Raw genomic sequence first — 23,533 nt, forward strand, 5'->3', positions numbered from 1 at the left:
ATATTGGTTACATAACAAAAAATTCTTTACATTACTTGAAAAAATACCAAATAATACCCAACCGGATTTTCCAATCTCTGTAGGGTTGTGAAGGGGCTACATAATAATTATTATTACCTAAAAGTGCCTCCAGATGTTCCACCGTAAAGAAAATCCTCATTGTTCGCACTTTTGCATTAAGAAAGAAATCTGTAATAGAATAATTTCCTATTTTTTCTCTTGATTGAACTTCAAAATCAGCGATCAAAGGATTATACTGATTGGCATAATAACGTGTAAAATACCTAAAAGATAAGCCTGTCTGTAAATACATTGCCTTTTTAAACAAATATGAACTAAAATACAAAGTATTACGTGTGGTAAAAGAAGGCACATTGAATATATTGTCGCTATTCTGTAGTACCTGCTGATACATAAGAGTATTATCTAGGCTCCATTTACCAAAATGTAATTCTTTTTCACCTACTATTTTAAGATATTGTATATTTCCAGCATATTGAGAAGGCTGTGATAGCCCTCTTTCTCTATTATTAGTAGAAACTAGCTTAAAATAAGTGTAATTATTGATATTAGTGATATCTAATGAAAGTTTTCCCCATTGCGTTTTTGCACTTGCGAATAAAGATTGTATATTCTCCTTGGAAAAATCATCCAGATGATACCAATTATAATTTTTATAATCACTTTGATAAAGTAAAAAGTTGAAATTAGGCACTTTAGAAGTTAGATTCACACCTGCTGAAAGAGTGTTTTTTTCATCAAAATCATAGGACAAACTCCCTTTGAATTCTGTACCTAATAATTTTCCTAAAATCATTTGTTCCGCTTGTGCGTCGATAGAGAATCCTTTATAATATTTTTGCCAATGCCCCCCTAAGCCATAATCTGTTCCTTTAATTTGGTGAGGTATGAGGTTTCCCGAAGTATCTATAAAGATACCTTTTGCAAAATAATTATAAAAATAAGACTTCCCATAAAGATATGTCTTTCCTAAGTACGGCAAAGAAAGCTCTGCTCCTATCCTATTGGTAAAAGTTTGTAAAGAATGCTTATCGTGAAGGTTCCTTAGTGTGAAACTTTCCCCAAAAAAATTATTTGTCGCTACAGCTGACTGGTCATAATAGTAATTTTTTGTTTCATAAAGCATTTGGTGCTTTAGAAGGACTTCCGAGTTTATTTCTCCTGAAGAACGTAAAAAATTATACTGATGCTGTAAGAAATAATGCTTTGTTATCTGAGCAGAAGTAACATCCGAAAGAGCTATATCAAGCCTTGCACGGTTACGAAACTGCTGTTCTCCTTGCGAAAACTGTTCAGGATATAATAACCCTCCATTCTCTTGCCTACTAACGTCCTGATTGGCATAATGAGTCATCAGCAAGTATTTTTTATTCTTAGAAAAATAGGAACCTCCTATAAAAAAATTCCCTACTGAAGAGAGAATATTCTTATAATCTCCTAATGAACGTAAGGCATTATAACGAACAAAAAAATTAATTTCAGGAGTTAGGTTGGCTGAAAAGAAAGATTGTAACATCTGTCCTTGTGAAATTCCTGACTTAAAAGAAAACTCTGACATCGGAGTCGGAAGTCTATAATAAGGAACATCAAGAGCTTCTGTAAAATAGAAACTATTCCCTCTCATTCCAAAATTTGGAGTAATTCCATTTTTTCTATAATCATAAGCCAGTGAAGTATAAGTCTGCCCCATATTCTGGAATGGAAGATAAGCAAAGAGATCCTTTCTAAGAGGATTTTGCTTATACATAGCCTTTACAGTAAGAGTTGTATCTATAGAAATTGTATCTCTGAAGACAGAAATAAGTTTGTAATCACGAGATGACAATTCTATACTATCTTTCTGCTTTATTTTAGGTCTTATTGACTTAAATCTAATACTATCTTGTGCAAAAACACCTATAGAATATAATATAATTAGCAAAAAGAATAGTTTTTTATACATTTAATTTCTTATTTTAATAAAATTACACTAAAGCAATGTTTTCTGATACAAGTTCCACCAGCGTTCAGGAATAATTCCTTCACAAGCTCTTAAATAATCTTTCTCTGTACAAGGAAGCATAGAAGTACCTAAGGAATCTTCATTAGGAAGTATCCACCAGCGACCCGTACGATTACTTTTATAAAATTCTATTGTGAAATCTTCCAGAAGAACTATATGTTTTGTATAGTTTGTATCATTTATAGTAGGAAATTCTTTTATTCTGAAATTAACTCCTTCTATAAAGTACCATAATATTTCTCCTAGTAGCATTCTTCCTCTTACTGTATTGGGAATATTAGATATTCCCAAAACCGAGAGCTGAGAGCTCAATCCCGCATACCTACTTATAGTACATATTTCTCTTCCTGTGAATCCATTGACTAATCCCTCTGGTTCGTCTATATCAGAAGCCTGAATAGATGTCATATTTAGGCTCATAATATCTATATTTCTCAGAATAGGCTCTACTTGCTCCATATATTGAGTAATTTCCCCTAAACGATAGCTCTCAAAGTACATTTTTTGTAGTAAATCCTTTGATTCTTGTGGATTATAGTACGTTTGATAACCTATATTAGTAAAATGTTGCAAATTTGTTGGCGGTTCCATCAGTATACGGCTCACATAGCTCTGCTCAGAAAAGATTTCAGTATCATCACCAAAATCAAAAAAAGCACTTACTGAAGCAATATTCACAAGCTGTTCCAAATGGTCAAAAGCACGATACAAAGCATAGGTATTATCCTGATTTCCTCCTATTAATACAGGTATTATTCCTCTTTTTAATAGATATAATGAAGTCTCCTTAATAGCTAAAAAAGTATCTTCTTGAGTGATTCCTTCTGGAATATTACCTAAATCTGCCAATGAAACACCCCAATTCCCTAAGTAAAGAGAATAAAAATACTCCCTGAATGAATTTTTTAGTATATTCTCGCTATTATATAAAGAAAAAAAAGCTATTTGAACACCATCTAGAGAAGGAATTCCTTCTTTTCTTGTATGCTTGAGTATTTTTCCTCCTATTGTTTGTGGAAAATAGCTTTTATTTATAAAATAATCTTCTATAGGATATAAGAAATCTAACATCTTAAAAAATATGACATTATTATATCTCTAAAATTTATTTTTTAGAGTCGTGCAAAGATACATATTTATGTCTATCCTACAATAAAATTAGTAAATTTTGTGAGTCTTATTTTTTATTTGGTATTTTTTTATTGGTTTTTAAGTCAATAAATCAGAAATCTTTACATTCTACATAATAGAAATTTATAAAGTATTTTTCTTTGGAGTATCAAAAAAAATTGTACCTTTGTACCTTTCTTTTCAAGACTAAACTAAAGTATGAATAATAAGGTATTGACTGTAGGTTCTTTAGCCTTTGACACCATTGAGACTCCTTTTACAAAAATAGAAAAAACTATGGGAGGAGCAGCGTCTTATAGTGCCTTGGCTACATCTATATTTGATGTGGAACAAACATTAGTATCGGTTGTAGGAGAGGATTATCCTTCTTCTTTTATGCAAGTTTTTGTAGATCGTGAAATAGATATCTCTGGAGTAGAAATTGTAAAAGGAGAAGATACTTTCTTCTGGAGCGGTCGTTATAAGACCAATATGAACGAAAGGGAAACACTTGAGACGAAAGAAAATGTATTGAGAGATTATACACCAATATTACCCCTTAATTTTAGAGATGCTTCCTTCATCCTCTTAGGAAACTTAAGCCCCAAAACTCAGCTACAGGTCTTGGAACAGCTTGAAAATCCCAAGCTAATATTATTGGATACAATGAACTATTGGATAGAACACAGTTCTGAACTACTAGAACAAGTAATCTCTAAAATAGATGTTCTTTGTATAAATGAAGAAGAAGCCCAATGCCTTACCAAAGAAAGAAGCCTTATTAAAATGGCAAAAACACTCCAAGATAAAGGTGTTTCTTATATAATTATAAAAAGGGGAGAATATGGAGCTATGCTCTTCCATCAGGATAAGTGTTTCTTTACACCTGCCTTACCCTTAATAGATGTATGTGACCCCACAGGAGCAGGTGATACTTTTGCAGGAGGATTCATAGGATATATAGCTAAAACAGGAGATACTTCTTTTGAAAATATGAAAAATGCACTTGCATATGCCACGACCTTAGCTTCTTTCTGTGTAGAAAATATAGGAACTGAACGATTACTTACAGTAAGCAAAGAAGAAGTACTTCGTCGTCTTTTCTGCTTAAAAGAATTAACCCAATTTGATATTAATATTGTTTAGAAAATGAGTGATGCTATAAAACACGAATGTGGAATTGCTCTTCTAAGACTTCTCAAGCCTTTAGAGTATTATAAGGAAAAATATGGATCCGCTTTCTATGGTATCCATAAAATGTATCTGTTAATGGAAAAACAACATAACAGAGGACAAGATGGAGCTGGAATTGCCAATATAAAGTTGGATATGGAGGCTGGAGAACGCTATATTAACAGAGTTCGCTCAAATGATACCCAATCTATTCAGGATATTTTTAAGCAAATAACCTCACATATCAATGATATATTAAAAGCATCTCCTGAAATCAAAAATAATATACCAGAACTAAAACGTCTTATTCCATATTTGGGAGAAGTATATTTAGGACACGTTCGTTATGGTACTTTTGGGAAAAATAGTATAGAAAATGTACACCCTTTCTTGAGGGAAAATAATTGGATTTACCGAAATCTAATCTTAGCTGGGAACTTTAATATGACTAATGTTACTGAACTATTTAATAGATTAGTAGAATTAGGACAGCACCCTATAGCAAAATCAGATACTATTACCATTATGGAACGTATTGGGCATTTCTTGGATATGGAAGTGGAGGAATGCTACCGAAGACTCAAACAAAATGGAATAAGTAAAAAAGAAGCTTCTCCACTGATAATGGAACAGCTAGACGTGATCAAAATTCTCAAAAAAGCAGCTTCCCGATGGGATGGAGGTTATGCTATGGCTGGAATTATAGGGCACGGAGATGCGTTTGTAATACGTGATCCTGCAGGTATTCGTCCTGCTTATTATTACAAAGATGATGAGATAGTTGTAGTAGCTTCTGAAAGAGCTGTTATTCAGACTGCTTTCAATGTTAATTTTGAATCCATACAAGAGATTCCTCCCGGAGCTGCTATTATAATTAAAAAAAATGGAAGCAGTTTTATAGAGCAAATATTACCTGTTCTGGAAAGGAAAGCCTGTTCTTTTGAGCGAATATACTTCTCTCGTGGAAGTGATCAGGAAATTTATCTGGAAAGAAAAAAATTAGGTGCTTTACTATTACCAAAAGTACTTAAATCAATTGATAATGACCTTGATAACACCGTTTTTTCTTATATCCCCAATACAGCAGAAACTTCTTTCTATGGGCTTATAGAAGCTGTTTCAGAGAATCTTAACGAGGAGAAAAAACAACTTATTCTTCATTCTAAGAAATCTCTTACTGAGGAAGAACTTACACGAATTCTTTCTATCCGACCTCGTATTGAAAAAGTCGCTATAAAAGACGTTAAGCTTCGGACTTTCATTACAGAAGATGCTGGCAGAGAAGATATGGTAGCTCACGTGTATGATATTACTTACGGATCTGTTCGGAAAAATAAAGATAATCTAGTCATTATTGATGATAGTATTGTTAGGGGAACAACTCTTAAGAAAAGTATTCTCAATATTCTTAATCGGTTAGAACCTAAGAAAATCACTGTGCTTTCTTCTGCTCCTCAAATTCGTTATCCTGATTGTTATGGAATAGACATGGCTAGATTGGAGGATCTTATTGCTTTTGAAGCAACCCTTGAGTTACATAAACAAAGAGGAACCTATGGAATCATAGAGGATATTTATAAAAAATGTCTCCTACAGAAATCAAAGCCTGATGAAGAAATTGTTAATTATGTAAAAGAACTTTACGCCCCTTTTACTGATGAAGAAATCTCTCAAAAAATTACCGAATTGTTACGTCCTGAGGCGATGCAATGTGACTTAGATATTATCTTCCAGAGCGTGGAGAATTTACATAAAGCCTGCCCTAAAAACTTAGGTGATTGGTATTTCACAGGTAATTATCCTACTCCTGGAGGAAATAGAGTGGTAAACCAAGCTTTTATCAACTTCTATGAAGGAAATAAACAAAGAGCTTATTAAAATTCAATTATAATAAACTACTAGAATAATTATGATATATTGAGTATTTATAACATTACTTATTCAAGCTATATCCCAAGATAATATTAGTTTTTATGTACTTTGACTTAATATAATTAATAACAGATAACCACAAGAGGTAAATCAAAAAGATAAAAATATGGAAAATCTGAAAATTAAAGGAAATATTTGGATAGAGACAGAATCAGGATTAGAAATTGGAGCTATAAAAGCCTCTTTATTGGAACAAATTGACTTATTAGGTTCTATCTCAGAAGCAGCAAAAAAACTAGATATTCCTTATCGCCGTGCTTGGGGAATGATACAAGAAATGAATACCCATTCGTCATTTGAAATTGTAGCCAAAGAAGCCGGAGGAAAAGCTGGTGGACATAGCATCCTTACTGAAGAAGGAAGAAAAATACTCCAATATTTCAAAGATATAGATAACTCTCTGAAACAATATGATAAGGATAACAATAATAATTGTTTCACTGGTTGGAAAGATATATAAAAAGTTATTGTATATATGCAAAAAAAATTGTAAATTTGCATAACAATAAAAGAAAAATACTGATATGGAAGAAAAAAGTCTGCCCACCTTGGGTGAGTTCATTATTGAAAAACAGCGTGATTTCAAGTACTCTTCAGGAGAGTTCTCACGGCTGATAAGTTGTATTCAAATTGCCTCTAAAATGGTAAATAGATCCATCAATAAAGCTGGAATAGCCAACATATTGGGTGAAGCTGGAAACCAGAATGTGCAAGGAGAGGAACAACAGAAATTAGATGTTATTGCTAATGAAACTTTCATCAAATCACTTTCTCAACGAGAAGTAGTTTGTGGTATTGCCTCTGAGGAAAATGATAGCTTCATAGAAATCAAAAGTGGAGCCAATTCTGAACTAAGCAAATATGTTGTTTTAATTGATCCCTTAGATGGCTCTTCTAATATTGATGTGAATGTCTCTGTAGGTACTATCTTTTCTATTTATAGACGAATTACCCCTGCAGGAACCCCCGTTCAGCTAGAAGACTTCCTACAAAAAGGAGTTAATCAAGTAGCTGCAGGATATATAGTATATGGTTCCTCAACAATGCTTGTATATACAACAGGAAATGGAGTAAATGGATTTACCTTAGATCCCTCTTTAGGAAGCTATTACCTTTCACATCCTAATATTAAATTCCCACAGAAAGGGAAAATATATTCTATTAATGAAGGGAATTATATTAAATTCCCTCAAGGAATTAAGAATTATATAAAATACTGTCAAGAAGAACAAGGAGATCGCCCTTACACTTCTAGGTATATAGGTTCCTTAGTTGCTGATTTTCACAGAAATATGATAAAAGGAGGAGTATATATGTATCCTTCGACTTCACAATCTCCTAACGGAAAATTGCGACTATTATATGAGTGTAATCCAATGGCTTTCCTAACAGAACAAGCGGGAGGAAAAGCTTCCAATGGATTTGAAAGAATTTTAGAAATAGAGCCTTCTGAATTACATCAGCGCATACCTTTCTTCTGTGGAAGTCGTGATATGGTAGATACTATTGAAAAATTTATGAGAGAAGCCCAATAACTAAATAAAAAATACCCATTATTTTATTAATAATGGGTATTTTTTTATTTACTATAAAATATCTATTACTTTGGAAAGTCTTTCTGTAATTTCTTCTATAGAGCCTATACCATTTATAGAATGATACTTCCCTTGCTTTTTATAAAACTCTATAAGAGGAGCCGTTTTGTTATTGTATTCTTCAAAACGGAATCGAATTTTATTTTCATCCATATCATCTGTACGACCACTGACCTTTCCTCTTTCTATAAGCCTTGATATTAATATTTCATCCTCAGCATCAAGTGCTAAAGTGCCACTAATATTCATATTTTTAGAAGCTAAAAACTGGTCTAAGGCTTCTGCTTGAGCTATGGTTCTAGGAAAACCATCAAAAATAAATCCCTGAGCATTAGGATTTTTCTCTATTTCTTCTTGGAGCATCTTGATAGTTACTTCATCAGGAACCAATCCTCCATTATCCATATAGGATTGAGCCAATTTCCCCAATTCTGTATTTTCTTGTTTATGCTTTCTGAATAAATCTCCTGTAGAAATATGGATAAGACCATATTTTTCTTTCAAGAAAGCCGCCTGTGTACCTTTCCCTGCTCCTGGTTTTCCAAATAAAACCAAATTTTTCATATTTTCTATATTTAATTGATATATTTCCGGAAGATTTCTACCTAATTCGTCATAATCTAATCCATAACCTACAATAAATCGATTGGGTATAGAGAAACCTATGTTATGCACTTCTAAATTCTTTTTATAAGCTTCTGGCTTAAAAAATAGAGTTACAATACGCAAAGAAGCTACTTTTTTATCTTCAAAAAAAGCATAAATTTCCTCTAAAGTATTCCCTGTATCCACGATATCTTCTAGTACCACAACATCTCTTCCTTCAATATCAAAAGGAAGCCCAAAAAGTTGCTTAACCTTATGTGTAGTTTGCAAGCCTTCATAAGAAGAAAATCTTACAAATGATACCTGACAATCCCCTTTATATGCTCGAATAAAATCAGAAGCAAACATAAAAGACCCATTGAGAATAGAAACAAAAAGAGGAATTTTCCCTTTCATTTGTTCAGCTATCTCTTTTGTTAGTCTCTCCACTTCTATGGCTATTTTCTCTGCTGAGATGTATGGACGAAACTCTTTGTTATGTATCTTGATTAGCATAAAACGAATTTTTGAAGCTACAAAGTTAATATTTTTTTTCAAATTGAAAAAGTTTTTCATACTTTTTCTTTTGAAGAAATACAAAAATATTCTATCTTTGCAGTGCTAAATAAAATATTTTGTACGCTATCCTAGATATCGAAACTACGGGAGGAAAACTCAATGAAGAATCCATTACTGAAATTGCTATTTATAGATTTGATGGTATTTCTGTAACTGATCGCTTCATTTCCTTGATTAACCCTGAGAGAAAAATAGATACATTTGTCCAAAAACTAACAGGAATATCTGATAAAATGGTGCGTAATGCTCCTAAGTTCTATGAAGTAGCTAAGCGTATTGTAGAGATTACAGAGAATTGTGTTCTTGTAGCTCATAATGCTTCATTTGATTATAGGATGCTTCGCTTGGAATTTCGCAGATTAGGATTTGATTTTCAAAGAAATACAATCTGTACTGTAGAAATGTCACAAAGATTACTTCCTTCACAAAAATCATATAGTTTAGGAAAGCTAGCCCACTCATTAGGAATTCCTCTAACAGACAGGCATAGAGCTAATGGTGATGCTTTGGCTACTTTACATTTGTTCAAATTATTAATTACTAAAGATATTGAAAAAACTGCCCTGACAAAATATGTTAAGCAAAATATAAACAATTCTATCTCCTTTCATTTGTTATCCATTTTGGATACATTACCTAATGAATTAGGAATATACTATATTTACAACAAAGAAGGTAATATCATCTTTTTATCAAAGGGAAAAAATATATACAAATCTGTAAATGAACATTTTACATCTTCCCGTAGAAGAGATATTTACATACAAAAGAATGTAAGTAAGGTAATGTACGAACTCACTGGAACAGAACTTATAGCTTCCTTAAAAGAAAAACAAGAACTCTCTGTAAATACCCCTCTACTTAATAAAACTAAAAAAGAAAAAGAGTTTCCTTACACCTTAATAGCAAAAACTACCTCAAAAGGATATACAGCTCTTTCCATAGAATTAGCGACACCTTCACAAGAGATACTTGCTATTTTCAGAACGAAAGAAGAAGGACTAAATTTCCTTTTCAGAATAACTGAAGAATATACTCTTTGCACTAAAATTAATGGTTTTTCACAGGCTAAGACTTATTGCTTTAATCACTCAATAGGCAAATGTAATGGAGCCTGTATGAGCGATGAAGCTCCCGAAGAATATAATATCCGAGTAGAAAAGGCTCTTGAACAATATACTCTTCGAGAGAGAACTTTTGTAATCCTTGATAAAGGGCGTTCTTTAGAAGAAAAAAGTATCATTTTTATCGAAAGAGGGTGTATCAAAGGATATGGATTTGTCCAATTAAACCACCAACTTGAAAGCCGATTCTTACATAATATTATCCAACCCATTGAGCACACATTCAACAATAGATATCTTGTAGAATATTCACTGAGAAAACACTCTTTAGCAAGACAAATTGCAATAAAAGACTAATATATTAGTTGCTATAATATTTTTTTTGTACCTTTGCCACTCAAAATTATCATAAAACTATGAAGAGACGAACTGTCTTTAATTTAGTAATCTTTGCTTTTATCCTCTCTTTTTTCACAACTAATTTAGGATATGAATCAAAAATATTATTGCAAAGAATTTTCTCTTCTCAAGCAATAATACTTCCTTCTGAGGAACAATATTTGATAGATCCAGACTGGACTCTCAAGGATAGAAATAATAAGGAATTTTCTTTTTCTCGCTCCAATGGAAAAGTAAAGTTTGTCTATTTCTTTTCTTCTTGGAGAGCTATGAGTATCGCAGACCTCATAGGAATCCAAAAGCTATATGATGACTATTCTCAAAAAGTAGATTTCTATATCATTACCAATGAACTTCCTGAGCCTGTAGAACAAAAACAGAAAGATAGAAAATTTACCTTTAAGGTAACTTATCTTATTCAAGAAGTAAAAATGCCTTTTGACCCTGAAAAAATACCTTCTGGTTACATTATTGACCAGAATAATAAAGTTATCGCACAAGGCTTTGGAAATACTCGTTGGAATAGTGACAAAGTACGTACTCTATTAGATTCTCTTTTATAAAAATCAAAAAATACAAATATAATCATAATGAAAAAGATATTACAAAATAAGGATATTCGTTTTTGGGGGCTTCAAGTTCTCTTAGCTATTTTGCTTGTATGTACACTAATATATATAGCTCTTATATCTCTGGATAGCTGGACTCGCCATAATGAGTTTGTAATTGTCCCTGATTTATCTTCTAAACCCTTGAGTGAAGTTGAGAAAATCCTAGAGGATAATCACCTTCGGTTTGAAGTAGTTGATTCTGCTAACTATAATGATAAAATTCCCAAATATGCCGTTATCAGCCAGAGTCCTGAAGCCAATGAAAAGGTTAAGAAAAATAGAAAAATATACCTTACTTTAAATCCATCTAACTACCCAAAAGTTACAATACCTAGAGTTATCCAGCTTACTTACAGAAGTGCTGATGCTACCTTAAAGTCTGTAGGGCTTTCTGTAGGGAAGGTAACTTATGTGAATAATATTGGAAAAGACGTCGTTCTTAGAATGTTTTACAAAGGAAAAGAAGTAAAACCAGGAGACTTACTTATCAAGAAATCTATTGTAGATTTGGAATGTGGTAACGGATTTGATCCCAATAATCCTGAAATAAATTTCCCAACAAGTACAACTGAAGATAATTCACAAGAAAATCAGATTGATTTCTAAATTATTGGAAACCAATTTGTAAGTACTTTTAACAAACTCAATTTATGAAATCAAGAAAGATACTCTTTTCTCTCTTTTTTATAGGAATTATTTTCACTTCTTTCTCTCAGAAAAAATACAAATTATATGTAGAAGGAGAAAAACATTGGGCTTATAGAGAGAACGTTCTCACTGATTTTGTATATGCTTTTTGTACTAAGAATTTTGAACAGATGGCAACTTCGCCTATAATAGCTGACAAAGAAAAAACAACTCTTTTCGAAGAAATTTACAACGAATTATTAAAAAATATTCCTAAAGATAATAAGGAAAAACAAATTAGTTTGTTTTTTGGAGAAAGAGAAATGAAATTTGGAGAGCGAAAAATTACTAAAAAGCGTATATTCTTTATGAATTTCTTTTTAGGAAATCTCCAAGAAAAGCGAAATGATGCTTTTTTCCAAATTTATCTTATCGGAGATACAAAAGAAGCCAACTTTATGTGTAAATCTATTGATATTCCTAATAAAAAAGATATAATTTCATATAAAGAACCTTCTCCTAAGGAAAAATTTAAATATCAAAAGGATATTATGGATGAATTTTCCTCTAATGCACTCTCTGAGGACAATCACAAAATTCTAGAGGAGTATTTTGAGAAAAGGAAACGTTGGAAAAATCTTTTTATTGAAGAATCTTTAGATAATTTATCTTTTAATTACGCCGAATGAAAGAAATAGAAGAAGACTTCTCCACTGATGATGAATTATACGAACACTATAGCTTCAAGGCTGGGAAAGGACAAGAACCATTACGAGTAGATAAATTCTTAATGAATTTTATTGAGAATGCCTCTCGTAATAAAGTCCAACAAGCTGCAAAAGAAGGTAATATATTTGTCAATGGGATTGCTGTAAAACCTAATCATAGAGTAAAAGCTAATGATGAGGTTAAAGTAATGTTTTCTCACCCTCCTCACGAGTATCTACTTGTTCCAGAACCTATTCCTTTGAATATTGTTTATGAAGATGAAGAACTTATTATTATTAACAAACCTGCAGGATTGGTAGTACATCCTGGTCACGGAAATTATCAAGGCACTCTTATTAATGGACTTATTTATCATTTCGAGCATCTGCCCCAGAATAGTTCACAACGTCCTGGATTGGTACATAGAATAGATAAAGATACGAGTGGGCTTCTGGTCATTGCCAAAACAGAATATGCAATGAATCATCTCTCCAAACAATTTTTCAACAAAACTAGCGAACGGGAATATATAGCTCTGGTTTGGGGAAATATAACTGATGATGAGGGAACTATCATTGGAAATATAGGAAGGCATCCCAAAAATAGACTACAAATGGCTGTCTTCCCTGATGGAAGTCAAGGAAAGGAGGCTATTACACACTTCAAGGTACTTGAAAGATTTGATTATGTAACTCTTATTTCTTGTAGACTAGAAACAGGAAGAACTCACCAAATACGAGCTCATTTTACCTCTATAGGACATCCTCTTTTCAATGATGAACGGTATGGAGGTGATAGGATATTAAAAGGAACTTCTTCTGCCAAATACAAACAATTTGTAGAAAATTGCTTTAAAATACTTCCTAGGCAAGCACTACACGCCAAAACATTAGGAGTAGAGAAACCCTCCACAGGTGAATTTCTTCGATTTGATAGTTCTCTTCCTGAAGATATGGTAGAATGCATAGAAAAATGGCGGATTTATATACAAAATCGTCTATAATAGATATAATTCCCGTAAAAAAACTAAATAAGTAAATGAAAACTTCTGTTGAAAATTTACAAGTTCTCTATGAGGATAATCATCTCATTGCTATTAATAAGCGAGCAGGGGATATTGTCCAAGGTGACAAAACTGGAGATATTCCCTTGAGTGAAATCATTAAACAATATCTTATCAGAAAATATAATAAAACAGGAGAAGCCTATCTGGGAGTAGTTCACCGCTTAGATAGACCTACTACAGGGGTCGTTCTTTTTGCCAAGACATCTAAAGCGCTTCCTAGATTAAATGCTTCTTTTGCTAATAAAGATGCCGTCCAAAAACGATATTGGGCTTTAATAGAAAAGAAAAAAATTATTCCTAAAGAAGGAACCCTTACACATTGGCTTGTTCGCAATACAAAACAAAATAAATCTTATGCATATCCTCAAGAGTGTCCCGATTCACAAAAAGCAGTTCTTAGTTATAAAATACTTAAGGAACTTGACCATTATCTATTAGTAGAAATTACACTACTTACAGGAAGACATCACCAAATTCGTAGCCAATTTGCCCACTTGGGATGTCCCCTGAAAGGAGACTTAAAGTATGGAGCCAAACGCAGTAATCCTGATGGAAGCATCTGCCTACACGCTCATTCTTTAGAATTTATTCATCCTGTAAAAAAAGAAAAAATTACACTTACGGCTCCCCTACCCAGTTCTTTTGAAAAAATTTTCTAAAAAAATAGTTCTACATAAAAGAGATTAAAAAACTCTAATATGTAGAACAAAATATTTGGCTTGTAACAGAATTCTATTTGAAGTATTTTGTTTTGGTTAGTATAAATACATTTTCTTCTTCTACACCTATTACTTCGTGTTCCACATCCACTGGGATATCATAAGTATCAAATGTATTCAAAAGAATTTCCTGATTATTAATAAGAAAACGCAATTTTCCTTTAATTACAACAAGGATAGCGGGTTCATTGGTTGTATGTTTTTTGAGGACTGCTCCTTTTCCTAGAGCCACAGCTACTTGCTTAATTCCTTCAGCTCTCTTTATAATAGTAACTGTTTGTTCATCTGAACGAAAAGTAAGTTGATCTAGTAGATTTTTTTTCTGTAAAGCAGCAACTTCTTGATAAGTACCTCCATTTACTGCCTCTATATTATACTTGGCTAGTATTTTTTTTGCTTGTTCGGCTCTTCTACCCGCTCTACAGAATAAAATAATATTTGTTTTTCCTTGGAATTGTCCTTTCTCTATTTCTATTTTATTTAAGGGAATATTTACCGCATTAGCCACACTTCCTTTAGCAAATTCTTCTGGAGTTCGAACATCTACAAGAAAAACATCTTTCTCATTAATAAGTGTTGCCAATGATTTTTCTTGTGCTTTTACTATTGTTGTTCCTAGTAATATAAAAAAAATACAAAATAAGTTTATTATTCTCATTTCTAATATTATTTAAAGATTATTTCCCTCTTAATTTCTTTTCCCAATTCCAAGCTGATAGAAGTGCGTCCTCCAAGGTCAGTTCTGCTTTCCATAGAAGTTCTTTATTAGCTTTATAAGTATTTGCATAAGCCGAAACTACGTCTCCAGCCCTTCTTCCTACTATTTTGTATGGAAGAGCTTGCCCTGTTACCTTTTCAAAAGCCTTAATTACTTCTAATACAGAAGAACCTTTTCCTGTACCTATATTAAAAACTTCATAGTTAGACTCATTATTTTCTTTAAGAAGTCTTTCAAGAGCAGCTATATGTGCTTTAGCTAAATCTACCACGTGAATATAATCACGGATACAAGTACCATCAGGTGTTGGGTAATCATTTCCATATACAGAAAGTGATTCACGTAAGCCTATAGCTGTCTGAGTGATATAAGGAACTAGGTTCTGAGGAACACCATTAGGCAATTCCCCTATAAGGGCTGAAGAATGAGCTCCAATAGGATTAAAATACCTTAATGAAATAGCTTTAATATTGGCAGATATATGACAAGTATCTCGAATTATTTCTTCGTTTATTTGCTTAGTATTACCATAGGGGGATTCGGCTTGCTTAAAAGGAGCATTCTCAGAAACAGGTAGTTCATCAGCTTGACCATATACTGTACAAGAGGAACTAAATATAAAAGAGACTTTTTCTTTTTTCTGAAGTTCTTGGAGAATATAAATAAGAGAAGCTATATTATTTTCATAATATAATAAAGGCTTTTCAACACTCTCTCCGACTGCTTTAGAAGCTGCAAAATGGATAACTCCTTCTATAGAGGTGTAACGCTGAAAGAAATCTTGTACTTTACCTTTCTCTCTAAGATCTATTTGCTCAAAAGCAGGCTTTTTACCTGTAATTTTACTAATTCTATCTAGCACTTCTATAGAAGAATTTGATAAATTATCAATAATAATCAACTCATAACCAGCTTGTTGTAATTCAACAACTGTATGAGAACCTATAAATCCTAAACCTCCAGTTACTAAAATAGTTGGCATATTTTTCTATAATTTTGTTTGTCTAATTTTTATCTGTATAAGTAATATGGATATCCCTTTGTGGAAAAGGAATTTCAATATTTTCTTGATCAAATTTTATTTTTATATTTTCCATCAAATAAAAACGAGTATCCCAATATTTTTCTGTATTTGACCATATTCTTAGAGATAAATTAACGGAACTATCTGCTAACTCCTCTACATATACAATAGGTGCTGGCTCCTGAAGTACAGTAGGGCATTCTTTTGCTAAGGAATATAGAATTTCCTTTGCTTTCTTAATATCTGAGCCATACCCTATTCCTACCATAATCTTATCTCGACGTTTATTATTTTGAGAGTAGTTGATAATACTATCCGAAAACAAAGGACCATTAGGAATCATTACTTTCTCATTCCCAAACTTAATTAATGTAGTATAGAAAGTTCCTATACGTTCTACTGAGCCTATTTGTCCTTTTGTTTCAATTGTATCACCTACCTTAAACGGCTTCAAAATTAACAACATAATCCCCCCTGCAAAATTAGAAAGAGACCCCTGTAGTGCGAGACCAATAGCAACTCCTGCTGCTGCTAAAGCTCCTAAAAAGGAAGATACTGGCACACCTACTTTCTGTATAACTGTCAAGAAAAGAACTATATAAAGAAGCCAACGTAATAATTCATTAACAAAATTCTGAATCGTAACATCTACTTCCCTATTAATCATTAAGCGTTTTACAAACTTCCTGATAAACCTACACAGCCATATCCCTACAAATAAAAGTATTATAGCTCCTATAAGATTTGGTAAAAAAGAAATAATCTTATCAACAAACTTAGTTGATAAAAGACTTACTTCCGAAAAAGATGATGAAATATTCTGTTCCATAATTACACTTAATTCATTGTTCTAAAGAAATCTGTAATTTTCTCTGATATAGATTTTATAAAGGTTTTACCTTCAGCCTTATTCTCCTCAGGTTTCTCTTCCTCAGTAGCTTGAATTGGGCTAGGTTCTATTTCCTTTTCTATCTTCACATCGGTTACAGGAAGTTCTTGTGAAGTTTCTTCTACGGAAGCTTCTTCACGGGATTGAGCAAACCCCATACGTTGTTCTTCAGCACGTTCATTCTCTATAGCATTCAAAAGAAGTCCTATTGAAGTTGCATAAATAGGTGATTCAAGCTCTTTAGGAGTATTATTAGCTAGGTGCTTATTGGGCAAACCAATGCTTGTGGTAATACCTGTTACATATTCAACCAATTGTCTCAAGTCCTTTAGCTCGCTTCCTCCTCCTGTAAGGACGATCCCTGCAATAAGTTTTTTACGAGGATCATTATAACCATAATTATTTATTTCATTAAAGATAGCTTCTATAATCTCTATCATACGACATTTGATAATATTAGCTAGCGTAGTTACTTGGATTTGCATTGGAGGTCTATCTTTGAATCTCTGGATATTAATCACCTCATTTTCTTTTGTACTTTGGGGCCAAGCAGAACCAAACTTAATTTTTAATGATTCAGCGTGTTTTTCAGAAACATCACATCCTGCTACAATATCCTTATTGATAACATTCCCTCCAAAAGGAATAACTGCTGTATAACGAATATATCCTCCTTTAAAAATAGCCAAATCAGTTGTCCCACCTCCTATATCTACCAAGGCAACTCCTAATTCCTTTTCTTCATCTGTCAATACTGATGCTGCAGAAGCTATAGGTTCTAATGTTAATCCTTTTAGTTTTATATTTGCATTAGCAATACATGTATGGATATTTTTAATAGGAGTTACTTGCCCTGTTACAATATGAAAGAGCCCTTCTAGCCGTGCCCCTACCATTCCTATAGGCTCACGGATATCATCCTGATTATCTACCTTATACTTTTGAGGTATAATATGAATAATTTCTTGCCCTGGGAACATATTTTTCATTCCCCTGATGCGAGAAGAAAGCATCTCCATATCCTCCATAGTAATCATTTGGTCAGGATTCTTTCGGGTAAGATAATCTGATACTTCATCACTATTAATATGAGACCCTGCAATTCCTACATAAGCCTCTGTAATAGTGATTCCAGCTTTAGCTTGCGCTTGTGTAACGGCTTGCTGAATGGCTTTAGTAGTTGTTAATATATTATCAACCATCCCTCGAGAAATTCCCTGACTCTTAGCTTTTCCATAGCCTAAGATTTCTAGTTTCCCGAACTGATTTTCTGCTCCTACTACAGCTACGATTTTTGTCGTTCCGATATCAATTCCTACAAAATATTTCTTCTGATTCATTTGAGTTTCCATTTTCATCTCTAAAATTTTATTTTACGATTTTCTTATATTTATGTTGTTTTATGTTTTATTAATAATTAATTAATATTTTCTTCTAAATCCGTATTATTAGCCTTTACACAAACTACCTGATTGGTATATTGAAGGTTAATCTGTGCATATTTATCTAGGAAATGATCCTTAGAAGCTTTTTTATAAAAAGATTTTAAGTTATTGAATTTCATATGAATATTATCACTATTTCCTATATATACCAGAAAATCAGTATCTCTCATTCTTGCTGAGAAAGTTCCTTTTTCTGAGATAATTTCCACGATATTCTCTTTTAGAAATTGATCTGTATATATATACTTAAGAATATGATAAGCATCCTGCCAAACAGTTTCTGTAACTCCCCTAACTATAGGCACTCTAGCTGAATAAGCATTGGAAAGAGGCATTCTATCTCCTTGCATATCCATATAATAGAACTGATTATTAGCATATACTCTTGCTATAGGTTCTCGTTGCTTTACAATAATCTTAAGAATCCCATCAATTGTAAGATAAATATCAGCTTTTTCTACCATTGGGCTAGCATTCAATTGCTTTTCCAATAAGCTTATTTTCAATTCCTTAAAGGAGTGTTCTTCTGCATTTTTTGTTGCAAATAATAAGCTCTCAATAGCATCATTTGTAATATATTGTATAGTTGGGTTCTCTACACGAAATATCTCAATTCTCTGAACCTTACGGATATTATTTCGATGAGTAGCGAAAGATTGCAATATAATAGGAAGTCCTATGATACAGCTCATTTTCAGTAATTTAGAAATATTATTCCATTTATTATTCATCAGAAAATTATCTATAAAATTCTATGGCAAAAATAATAATATTTAGTTGCAAGAGATAGTGATTTACCCCATTTTTATTAACAATTTAAAACTTGTTTTTTTATGAAAATTTTACTATTTTGTATTTTTCATTTTCACTACTTTTGCATTGAATTATCTCAATATTATAGTACAATGAAATTTCCACATACTTACACTCTAGAACAAATAGCTACTATTATAGGTTGTGATTTCGTAGGTGACAAGGATTTCCCCATTCTAGGAATGAATGAGATTCACGTAGTAGAAAGAGGAGACATTGTTTTTGTTGATCACCCCAAATATTATGACAAAGCCCTACAATCCAAGGCTACTACTATTTTAATCAATAAAAAAGTAACCTGCCCAGAAGGAAAAGCTCTTCTTCTATCTGAGGATCCTTTCCGTGATTTTAACAAACTGACTCTTTTCTTCAAGCCTTTTGAGCGAGCAACCTCCCTAATAGCTCCTACTGCCAAAATTGGTGAAAATACGATTATCCAACCAGGAGCTTTTGTAGGTAATCACGTGGTTATAGGAAAGAATTGTCTCATTCACGCTAATGTTTCTATCTATGATCATTGTGTAATCGGTGATAATGTAACTATTCACTCTGGCACTACTCTCGGTGCTGATGCTTTCTATTATAAGAAACGCCCAGAAGGCTTCGACAAGCTCCTATCTGGAGGTCGTGTAGTAATAGAAGACAATGTAGACCTCGGAGCTCTCTGCACTATAGACCGAGGCGTAACAGGTGACACTACTATCAAGCGAGGTACCAAAATTGATAATCACGTACATATTGGGCACGATACTATAGTGGGAGAAGAGTGCCTTATAGCTTCTCAAGTAGGTATTGCTGGCTGTGTAGTGATAGAAGACAGAGTTACTCTGTGGGGACAAGTGGGAATTACTAGTGGAGTTACCATAGGCGAAAAAGCTGTTATCCTCGCACAGAGCGGTGTAACTAAATCCTTGGAAGGCAACCAGACCTATTTCGGTTCTCCTGCTGAAGAGGCGCGTAAAAAATATAAAGAACTCGCTTCTGTAAGAAATCTTTATGAAAAACACTAGCAGATAGCCCAAAGGAGATGAAGAAAGCACTTGTAATCACCTACTATTGGGCTCCTGCGGGAGGACCTGGCGTACAGCGTTGGCTAAAGTTTGTTAAGTATTTGCGCAACTTTGGCGTAGAACCCATCATATATACGCCTCTAAATCCTACCTACCCTATGGTAGATACCCATATAGCCGATGATTTACCTCAGGACCTGACCTTACTAAAGACAAAAATATGGGAACCCTACTCCTTAGCCTCTCTTTTCTCCAAAGAAAAAACAAAAAAAATAAGCGCAGGCATTATCCCTTCCAAAAAACTCTCTTGGATGGACAAATGTCTGCTTTGGGTACGAGGAAACCTCTTTATTCCTGACGCTCGTATCCTGTGGGTACGCCCTTCAGTGAGGTTCCTAGCTGATTATATAACTGCCCATAACATAGATACCATTATCACCACCGCTCCGCCCCATAGCATACACCTAATAGGGCTTCACCTAAAAGAAAAATTCCCCTCCCTACGGTGGATAGCCGATTTTCGTGACCCTTGGACTAATATTGGCTACCATTCACAGCTATTACTTACTGCCAAATCTGCTCGGAAACATCTTTCTTTAGAACGAAAAGTACTACAAACTGCCGATACACTCATCGTAACCAGTCCTAGCACCCAGAGAGAGTTTCAAGCAAAGACCCAAAAGCCTATTGTACTCATCACCAATGGTTATGATGATACTTTTACCGAAAAAATACCCCTTTCTCCCTCTTTTTTACTCTCTCATATAGGTTCGTTACTCTCCGAAAGGAATCCAGAAACCCTCTGGAAGGTATTAGGAGAGATGATACAAGAGAATACTGACTTCAGGAAGGACTTACGTATCTGCCTGGCGGGTAAAGTAAGTGAAGAAGTGTTTGCCTCTATTGATAAGTATGGGCTCTCTTCCTTTTTGGAATATAAAGGATACCTATCACATACTGAAGCCCTTACGCTACAGCATACCTCTCAGCTGCTCCTCCTCTTGGAGATAAATCACCCGAAGACAGAAGGTATTATCCCCGGCAAACTCTTTGAATATATGGCTTCTCAGAGACCTATCCTTGCTCTCGGATTCCAACAGTGGGATGTTAAGGATATTATCTCACAAACCCAAACAGGTACGACGCTATCGGTAACTGATGCGAACGCTATCAAGCAAGCTATCAACCATTACTACACCCTTTACAAGGATAATAAACTACACTCTCAACCCGTTTCCATAGAGTCCTATCATAGAAAAGCACTCACTCAAAAGCTTAGCAAAATCATTCTAGGATAAAAAACAAAGGCTCTCAAGGTTATCACAAGACCTTTAGGGTTCTAAAACAAGTTCGGGTTCAATCTATCAATGATAAAATGATAAATACAAGTATTCCACAAATAATCAGAATGAATATATGCAAGTGGCAATTATCTATGATATAAGAAAAGACTATATAAAGGCTGTTGAGGCTTATGAAATGCTTATCAGAAATGATGATGCTCTCCCTGATTATTATATCAATCTGAGTTTTTTATACTGGAGCTTTGCTTTTGAATGGTACGAATTTGTAATTCCTAACAATATACCCGATTATTGGGTGAAAAAAGGAGGAAATGAATTCCTAAAAGTATTAGATTCAGGAATAAAAAAGTATCCTAAAGACATTGAATTACATTTTTGGAGAAGATATTTCCTTCATACAAGCTACGCTGAGGATTTTACAGAAGAAGAATGCCTAAATTTATTCGATTTGTACGGTCATAAGAATAAAATTCCTTATTTTTTCCTCTATCAATGTAATCATATAAGGTATAAAGAACAAAAAGACGAACTCTTAGGTATCATAAAAGGAAAAGAAACAGCAAAAAATCTATATATAGCATCTTTATTATAACCAAAATCAATCTATTAGCGATGTTTTCAGCTTCATTTATCCTTAGAAGTCTAACAAAACCTCTTCTGAGAAGTACTAAACGAAGCTGGTAAGGTACAAAACAGAATCTGTGAATAGTATAAAGTACTATATTCTATCTCTGAAAGAGATAAATCATAATCAAAGTACTCAATACAGCAAAAAAATACAATTGAAATCTATGAATAAAGAGAAAAAGAATTCCAAGAAATATGGAAATGTGTATCAGATTACGCTACCTAATAATAAATATATTTATGTTTGCTGGATAGGAGAATGCCATTTTGGATTTTTTAATTACTATTCTGATGAAGCTACAACAGACCTAAATAAACTTCTATCAGAGGGGTTCAAAATGTATAAATCTGGAAAAGAAACTGCTATCACGAAGAAAATATGGAAATTGATAGAGTATATTGATTTAGAGAAGGAAAATATTAGCTTTCCAGACCTAGCTATATTCCTTTCGTATAATAAAGAACACTTTATAGAATCTTCAAGAATTATGAGAGATGGAAATCCATATATAGTTCCTGTTGAATACTATATATCACTACTAAAAAAGGGATATGTATATGGATTCTTTGATAATTACAAGAGCTTTGAATTATGGTTGAGTAATTATTTTGAAACCTATCCTGATGTTGAAAAAATATTCCCTCTCCCTGAAAAATATAGGTAATAGTAACATATCAAATCTCTCGCTAAGTCCTCAGTATAACAAGGAATATTTTTACTACTGAAGTCATTTTGTGACTCATACCTACTATAACAAGAACTCATAGTTCTATTATATGTAGCAATACAACTTTTATTAATTGAGGTAGTATTATTTCACATATCAATAAGATAAATCACAAACTAGATACTCGTACTATCAGAGAAAAATATACCTCTCAAATCAGCCTACGAAAAATTTTATCTAAAATATTTTGCTATTTCGGAATAAAATCTTACCTTTGGCTCATTAATCATAAAATTTTAAAAATATGTCCTTCGCCAATTACAACAGTCAGCACTTCACTGAAGAAGAGTTTGCTAGGATACAAGATGCTTTGAATACCTTAAAGCAAGTATGTGAAAAGTATTTGGTTAATCTTTCTGCTGATGAAAGACAAAAATACGGTCGAGTGAATGAGCAGAACAAGCTCCTAGTTAATAAAGTGTATGATTATCACAAGCATCAGGCTGAATTACAAGCTCCAGAGGTCAATTGGGAAGAGTTCGATAAGGATTATATTTCTCGCCAGCGTTTGGAATCTATTACTAACCTATTAGAAAGAATCAGCATCGGTCTTTATAATGCTAAGATTATGCACGACCACGATAATTACCAAGCGGCTCTTACTGATTACGCTTATGCTTCCTACAAAGCAGGTACTCTTGACCCCAACTTTGAGAAAAAATACAAAGACCTCAAGCAATTCTTTACCAAAGGAAAAACTAAAAACACCAACAAAGAATCTTAAAATCCATCTGTACTATTTCCAAACTCCATTGAAGTATTCTAGAAGTACTTTGATGGAGTT

Annotated in this window: 23 protein-coding genes; 15 read left to right on the forward strand and 8 right to left on the reverse strand. The window is 33.2% G+C overall.

Going from position 1 to position 23,533, the window contains the following annotated elements; translation table 11 throughout:
- Window positions 1–31 precede the first annotated feature (31 nt).
- Both RYK20_RS04255 and RYK20_RS04260 read right to left on the reverse strand, forming a co-directional pair.
- On the reverse strand, window positions 32–1,942 hold the full coding sequence (locus RYK20_RS04255) for a putative porin (RefSeq protein ID WP_314894531.1): 1,911 nt from the start codon (window positions 1,940–1,942) through the stop codon (window positions 32–34).
- 48 nt (window positions 1,943–1,990) lie between these two features.
- Window positions 1,991–3,094 (reverse strand): formimidoylglutamase, encoded by a 1,104-nt coding sequence (locus RYK20_RS04260; protein WP_314802408.1) that lies wholly within the window; start codon window positions 3,092–3,094, stop codon window positions 1,991–1,993.
- 258 nt (window positions 3,095–3,352) lie between these two features.
- Here RYK20_RS04260 and RYK20_RS04265 point away from each other — a divergent pair, with 258 nt between their 5' ends.
- The 4 genes from RYK20_RS04265 to fbp all read left to right on the forward strand — a co-directional run bounded on the left by RYK20_RS04265 (window position 3,353) and on the right by fbp (window position 7,773).
- A complete protein-coding gene (locus tag RYK20_RS04265; protein WP_297979335.1) occupies window positions 3,353–4,279 on the forward strand; it encodes a PfkB family carbohydrate kinase in 927 nt (308 codons plus the stop codon).
- A gap of 3 nt (window positions 4,280–4,282) precedes the next feature.
- Window positions 4,283–6,184 carry an amidophosphoribosyltransferase gene (locus RYK20_RS04270; RefSeq protein ID WP_314894532.1) on the forward strand — a complete coding sequence of 634 codons (1,902 nt, stop codon included), beginning with the start codon at window positions 4,283–4,285 and terminating at the stop codon, window positions 6,182–6,184.
- A 160-nt stretch (window positions 6,185–6,344) separates the two neighbouring features.
- On the forward strand, window positions 6,345–6,698 hold the full coding sequence (locus tag RYK20_RS04275) for a winged helix-turn-helix domain-containing protein (protein WP_314603155.1): 354 nt from the start codon (window positions 6,345–6,347) through the stop codon (window positions 6,696–6,698).
- Window positions 6,699–6,762: 64 nt separating this feature from the next.
- Window positions 6,763–7,773 (forward strand): class 1 fructose-bisphosphatase, encoded by a 1,011-nt coding sequence (fbp, locus tag RYK20_RS04280; RefSeq protein WP_314894533.1) that lies wholly within the window; start codon window positions 6,763–6,765, stop codon window positions 7,771–7,773.
- 51 nt (window positions 7,774–7,824) lie between these two features.
- Here fbp and RYK20_RS04285 read toward each other — a convergent pair whose 3' ends face one another.
- Window positions 7,825–8,934: an adenylate kinase gene (locus RYK20_RS04285; RefSeq protein WP_314603154.1), complete on the reverse strand. Its 1,110-nt coding sequence runs from the start codon at window positions 8,932–8,934 to the stop codon at window positions 7,825–7,827.
- A gap of 119 nt (window positions 8,935–9,053) precedes the next feature.
- On the opposite strand from RYK20_RS04285, the gene RYK20_RS04290 reads away from it, so the two are divergent.
- The 6 genes from RYK20_RS04290 to RYK20_RS04315 are packed head-to-tail and all read left to right on the forward strand — an operon-like array spanning window position 9,054 to window position 14,131.
- Window positions 9,054–10,418, forward strand: a complete 1,365-nt coding sequence (locus RYK20_RS04290; RefSeq protein ID WP_314894534.1) for an exonuclease domain-containing protein — start codon at window positions 9,054–9,056, stop codon at window positions 10,416–10,418.
- 59 nt (window positions 10,419–10,477) lie between these two features.
- The gene (locus RYK20_RS04295; RefSeq protein WP_297979346.1) at window positions 10,478–11,023 is read left to right on the forward strand and encodes a redoxin domain-containing protein; all 546 of its coding nucleotides are present in this window, start codon (window positions 10,478–10,480) and stop codon (window positions 11,021–11,023) included.
- A 27-nt stretch (window positions 11,024–11,050) separates the two neighbouring features.
- On the forward strand, window positions 11,051–11,677 hold the full coding sequence (locus tag RYK20_RS04300) for a PASTA domain-containing protein (protein WP_297979348.1): 627 nt from the start codon (window positions 11,051–11,053) through the stop codon (window positions 11,675–11,677).
- A gap of 44 nt (window positions 11,678–11,721) precedes the next feature.
- Window positions 11,722–12,387 carry a hypothetical protein gene (locus tag RYK20_RS04305; protein WP_314894535.1) on the forward strand — a complete coding sequence of 222 codons (666 nt, stop codon included), beginning with the start codon at window positions 11,722–11,724 and terminating at the stop codon, window positions 12,385–12,387.
- On the forward strand, window positions 12,384–13,409 hold the full coding sequence (locus RYK20_RS04310; RefSeq protein WP_311455549.1) for an RluA family pseudouridine synthase: 1,026 nt from the start codon (window positions 12,384–12,386) through the stop codon (window positions 13,407–13,409). Before RYK20_RS04305 ends, RYK20_RS04310 begins: the two co-directional genes overlap by 4 nt.
- A gap of 35 nt (window positions 13,410–13,444) precedes the next feature.
- Window positions 13,445–14,131: an RluA family pseudouridine synthase gene (locus RYK20_RS04315; RefSeq protein WP_314894536.1), complete on the forward strand. Its 687-nt coding sequence runs from the start codon at window positions 13,445–13,447 to the stop codon at window positions 14,129–14,131.
- 73 nt (window positions 14,132–14,204) lie between these two features.
- Here RYK20_RS04315 and RYK20_RS04320 read toward each other — a convergent pair whose 3' ends face one another.
- The 5 genes from RYK20_RS04320 to RYK20_RS04340 are packed head-to-tail and all read right to left on the reverse strand — an operon-like array spanning window position 14,205 to window position 18,959.
- On the reverse strand, window positions 14,205–14,849 hold the full coding sequence (locus RYK20_RS04320; RefSeq protein WP_314894537.1) for a rhodanese-like domain-containing protein: 645 nt from the start codon (window positions 14,847–14,849) through the stop codon (window positions 14,205–14,207).
- A gap of 19 nt (window positions 14,850–14,868) precedes the next feature.
- Window positions 14,869–15,891 carry a UDP-glucose 4-epimerase GalE gene (gene galE / locus RYK20_RS04325; RefSeq protein WP_314894538.1) on the reverse strand — a complete coding sequence of 341 codons (1,023 nt, stop codon included), beginning with the start codon at window positions 15,889–15,891 and terminating at the stop codon, window positions 14,869–14,871.
- A 22-nt stretch (window positions 15,892–15,913) separates the two neighbouring features.
- Complete coding sequence (locus RYK20_RS04330; RefSeq protein WP_314894539.1) at window positions 15,914–16,762, reverse strand: mechanosensitive ion channel domain-containing protein; 849 nt, start codon at window positions 16,760–16,762, stop codon at window positions 15,914–15,916.
- Between the two features lie 8 nt (window positions 16,763–16,770).
- Window positions 16,771–18,180 (reverse strand): cell division protein FtsA, encoded by a 1,410-nt coding sequence (ftsA, locus tag RYK20_RS04335; RefSeq protein WP_314603145.1) that lies wholly within the window; start codon window positions 18,178–18,180, stop codon window positions 16,771–16,773.
- 59 nt (window positions 18,181–18,239) lie between these two features.
- Entirely contained in the window at window positions 18,240–18,959 is a 720-nt protein-coding gene (locus tag RYK20_RS04340) for a hypothetical protein (protein ID WP_314894540.1), read from the reverse strand.
- Between the two features lie 213 nt (window positions 18,960–19,172).
- Between RYK20_RS04340 and RYK20_RS04345 the strand changes: the two genes are divergently transcribed.
- The 5 genes from RYK20_RS04345 (at window position 19,173) to RYK20_RS04365 (ending at window position 23,473) form a co-directional block, all read left to right on the forward strand.
- On the forward strand, window positions 19,173–20,090 hold the full coding sequence (locus tag RYK20_RS04345; RefSeq protein ID WP_314894541.1) for a UDP-3-O-(3-hydroxymyristoyl)glucosamine N-acyltransferase: 918 nt from the start codon (window positions 19,173–19,175) through the stop codon (window positions 20,088–20,090).
- Between the two features lie 17 nt (window positions 20,091–20,107).
- Window positions 20,108–21,388 (forward strand): glycosyl transferase family 1, encoded by a 1,281-nt coding sequence (locus tag RYK20_RS04350; RefSeq protein ID WP_314894542.1) that lies wholly within the window; start codon window positions 20,108–20,110, stop codon window positions 21,386–21,388.
- Window positions 21,389–21,506: 118 nt separating this feature from the next.
- Window positions 21,507–21,986, forward strand: coding sequence for a hypothetical protein (locus RYK20_RS04355; RefSeq protein ID WP_314894543.1), 480 nt, complete (start codon window positions 21,507–21,509; stop codon window positions 21,984–21,986).
- A 199-nt stretch (window positions 21,987–22,185) separates the two neighbouring features.
- Window positions 22,186–22,686 carry an Imm26 family immunity protein gene (locus RYK20_RS04360; protein WP_314894544.1) on the forward strand — a complete coding sequence of 167 codons (501 nt, stop codon included), beginning with the start codon at window positions 22,186–22,188 and terminating at the stop codon, window positions 22,684–22,686.
- A gap of 307 nt (window positions 22,687–22,993) precedes the next feature.
- Window positions 22,994–23,473, forward strand: a complete 480-nt coding sequence (locus RYK20_RS04365; protein WP_311455530.1) for a hypothetical protein — start codon at window positions 22,994–22,996, stop codon at window positions 23,471–23,473.
- Window positions 23,474–23,533 lie beyond the last annotated feature (60 nt).

Source organism: uncultured Capnocytophaga sp. (assembly GCF_963525585.1).
Classification (GTDB): domain Bacteria; phylum Bacteroidota; class Bacteroidia; order Flavobacteriales; family Flavobacteriaceae; genus Capnocytophaga.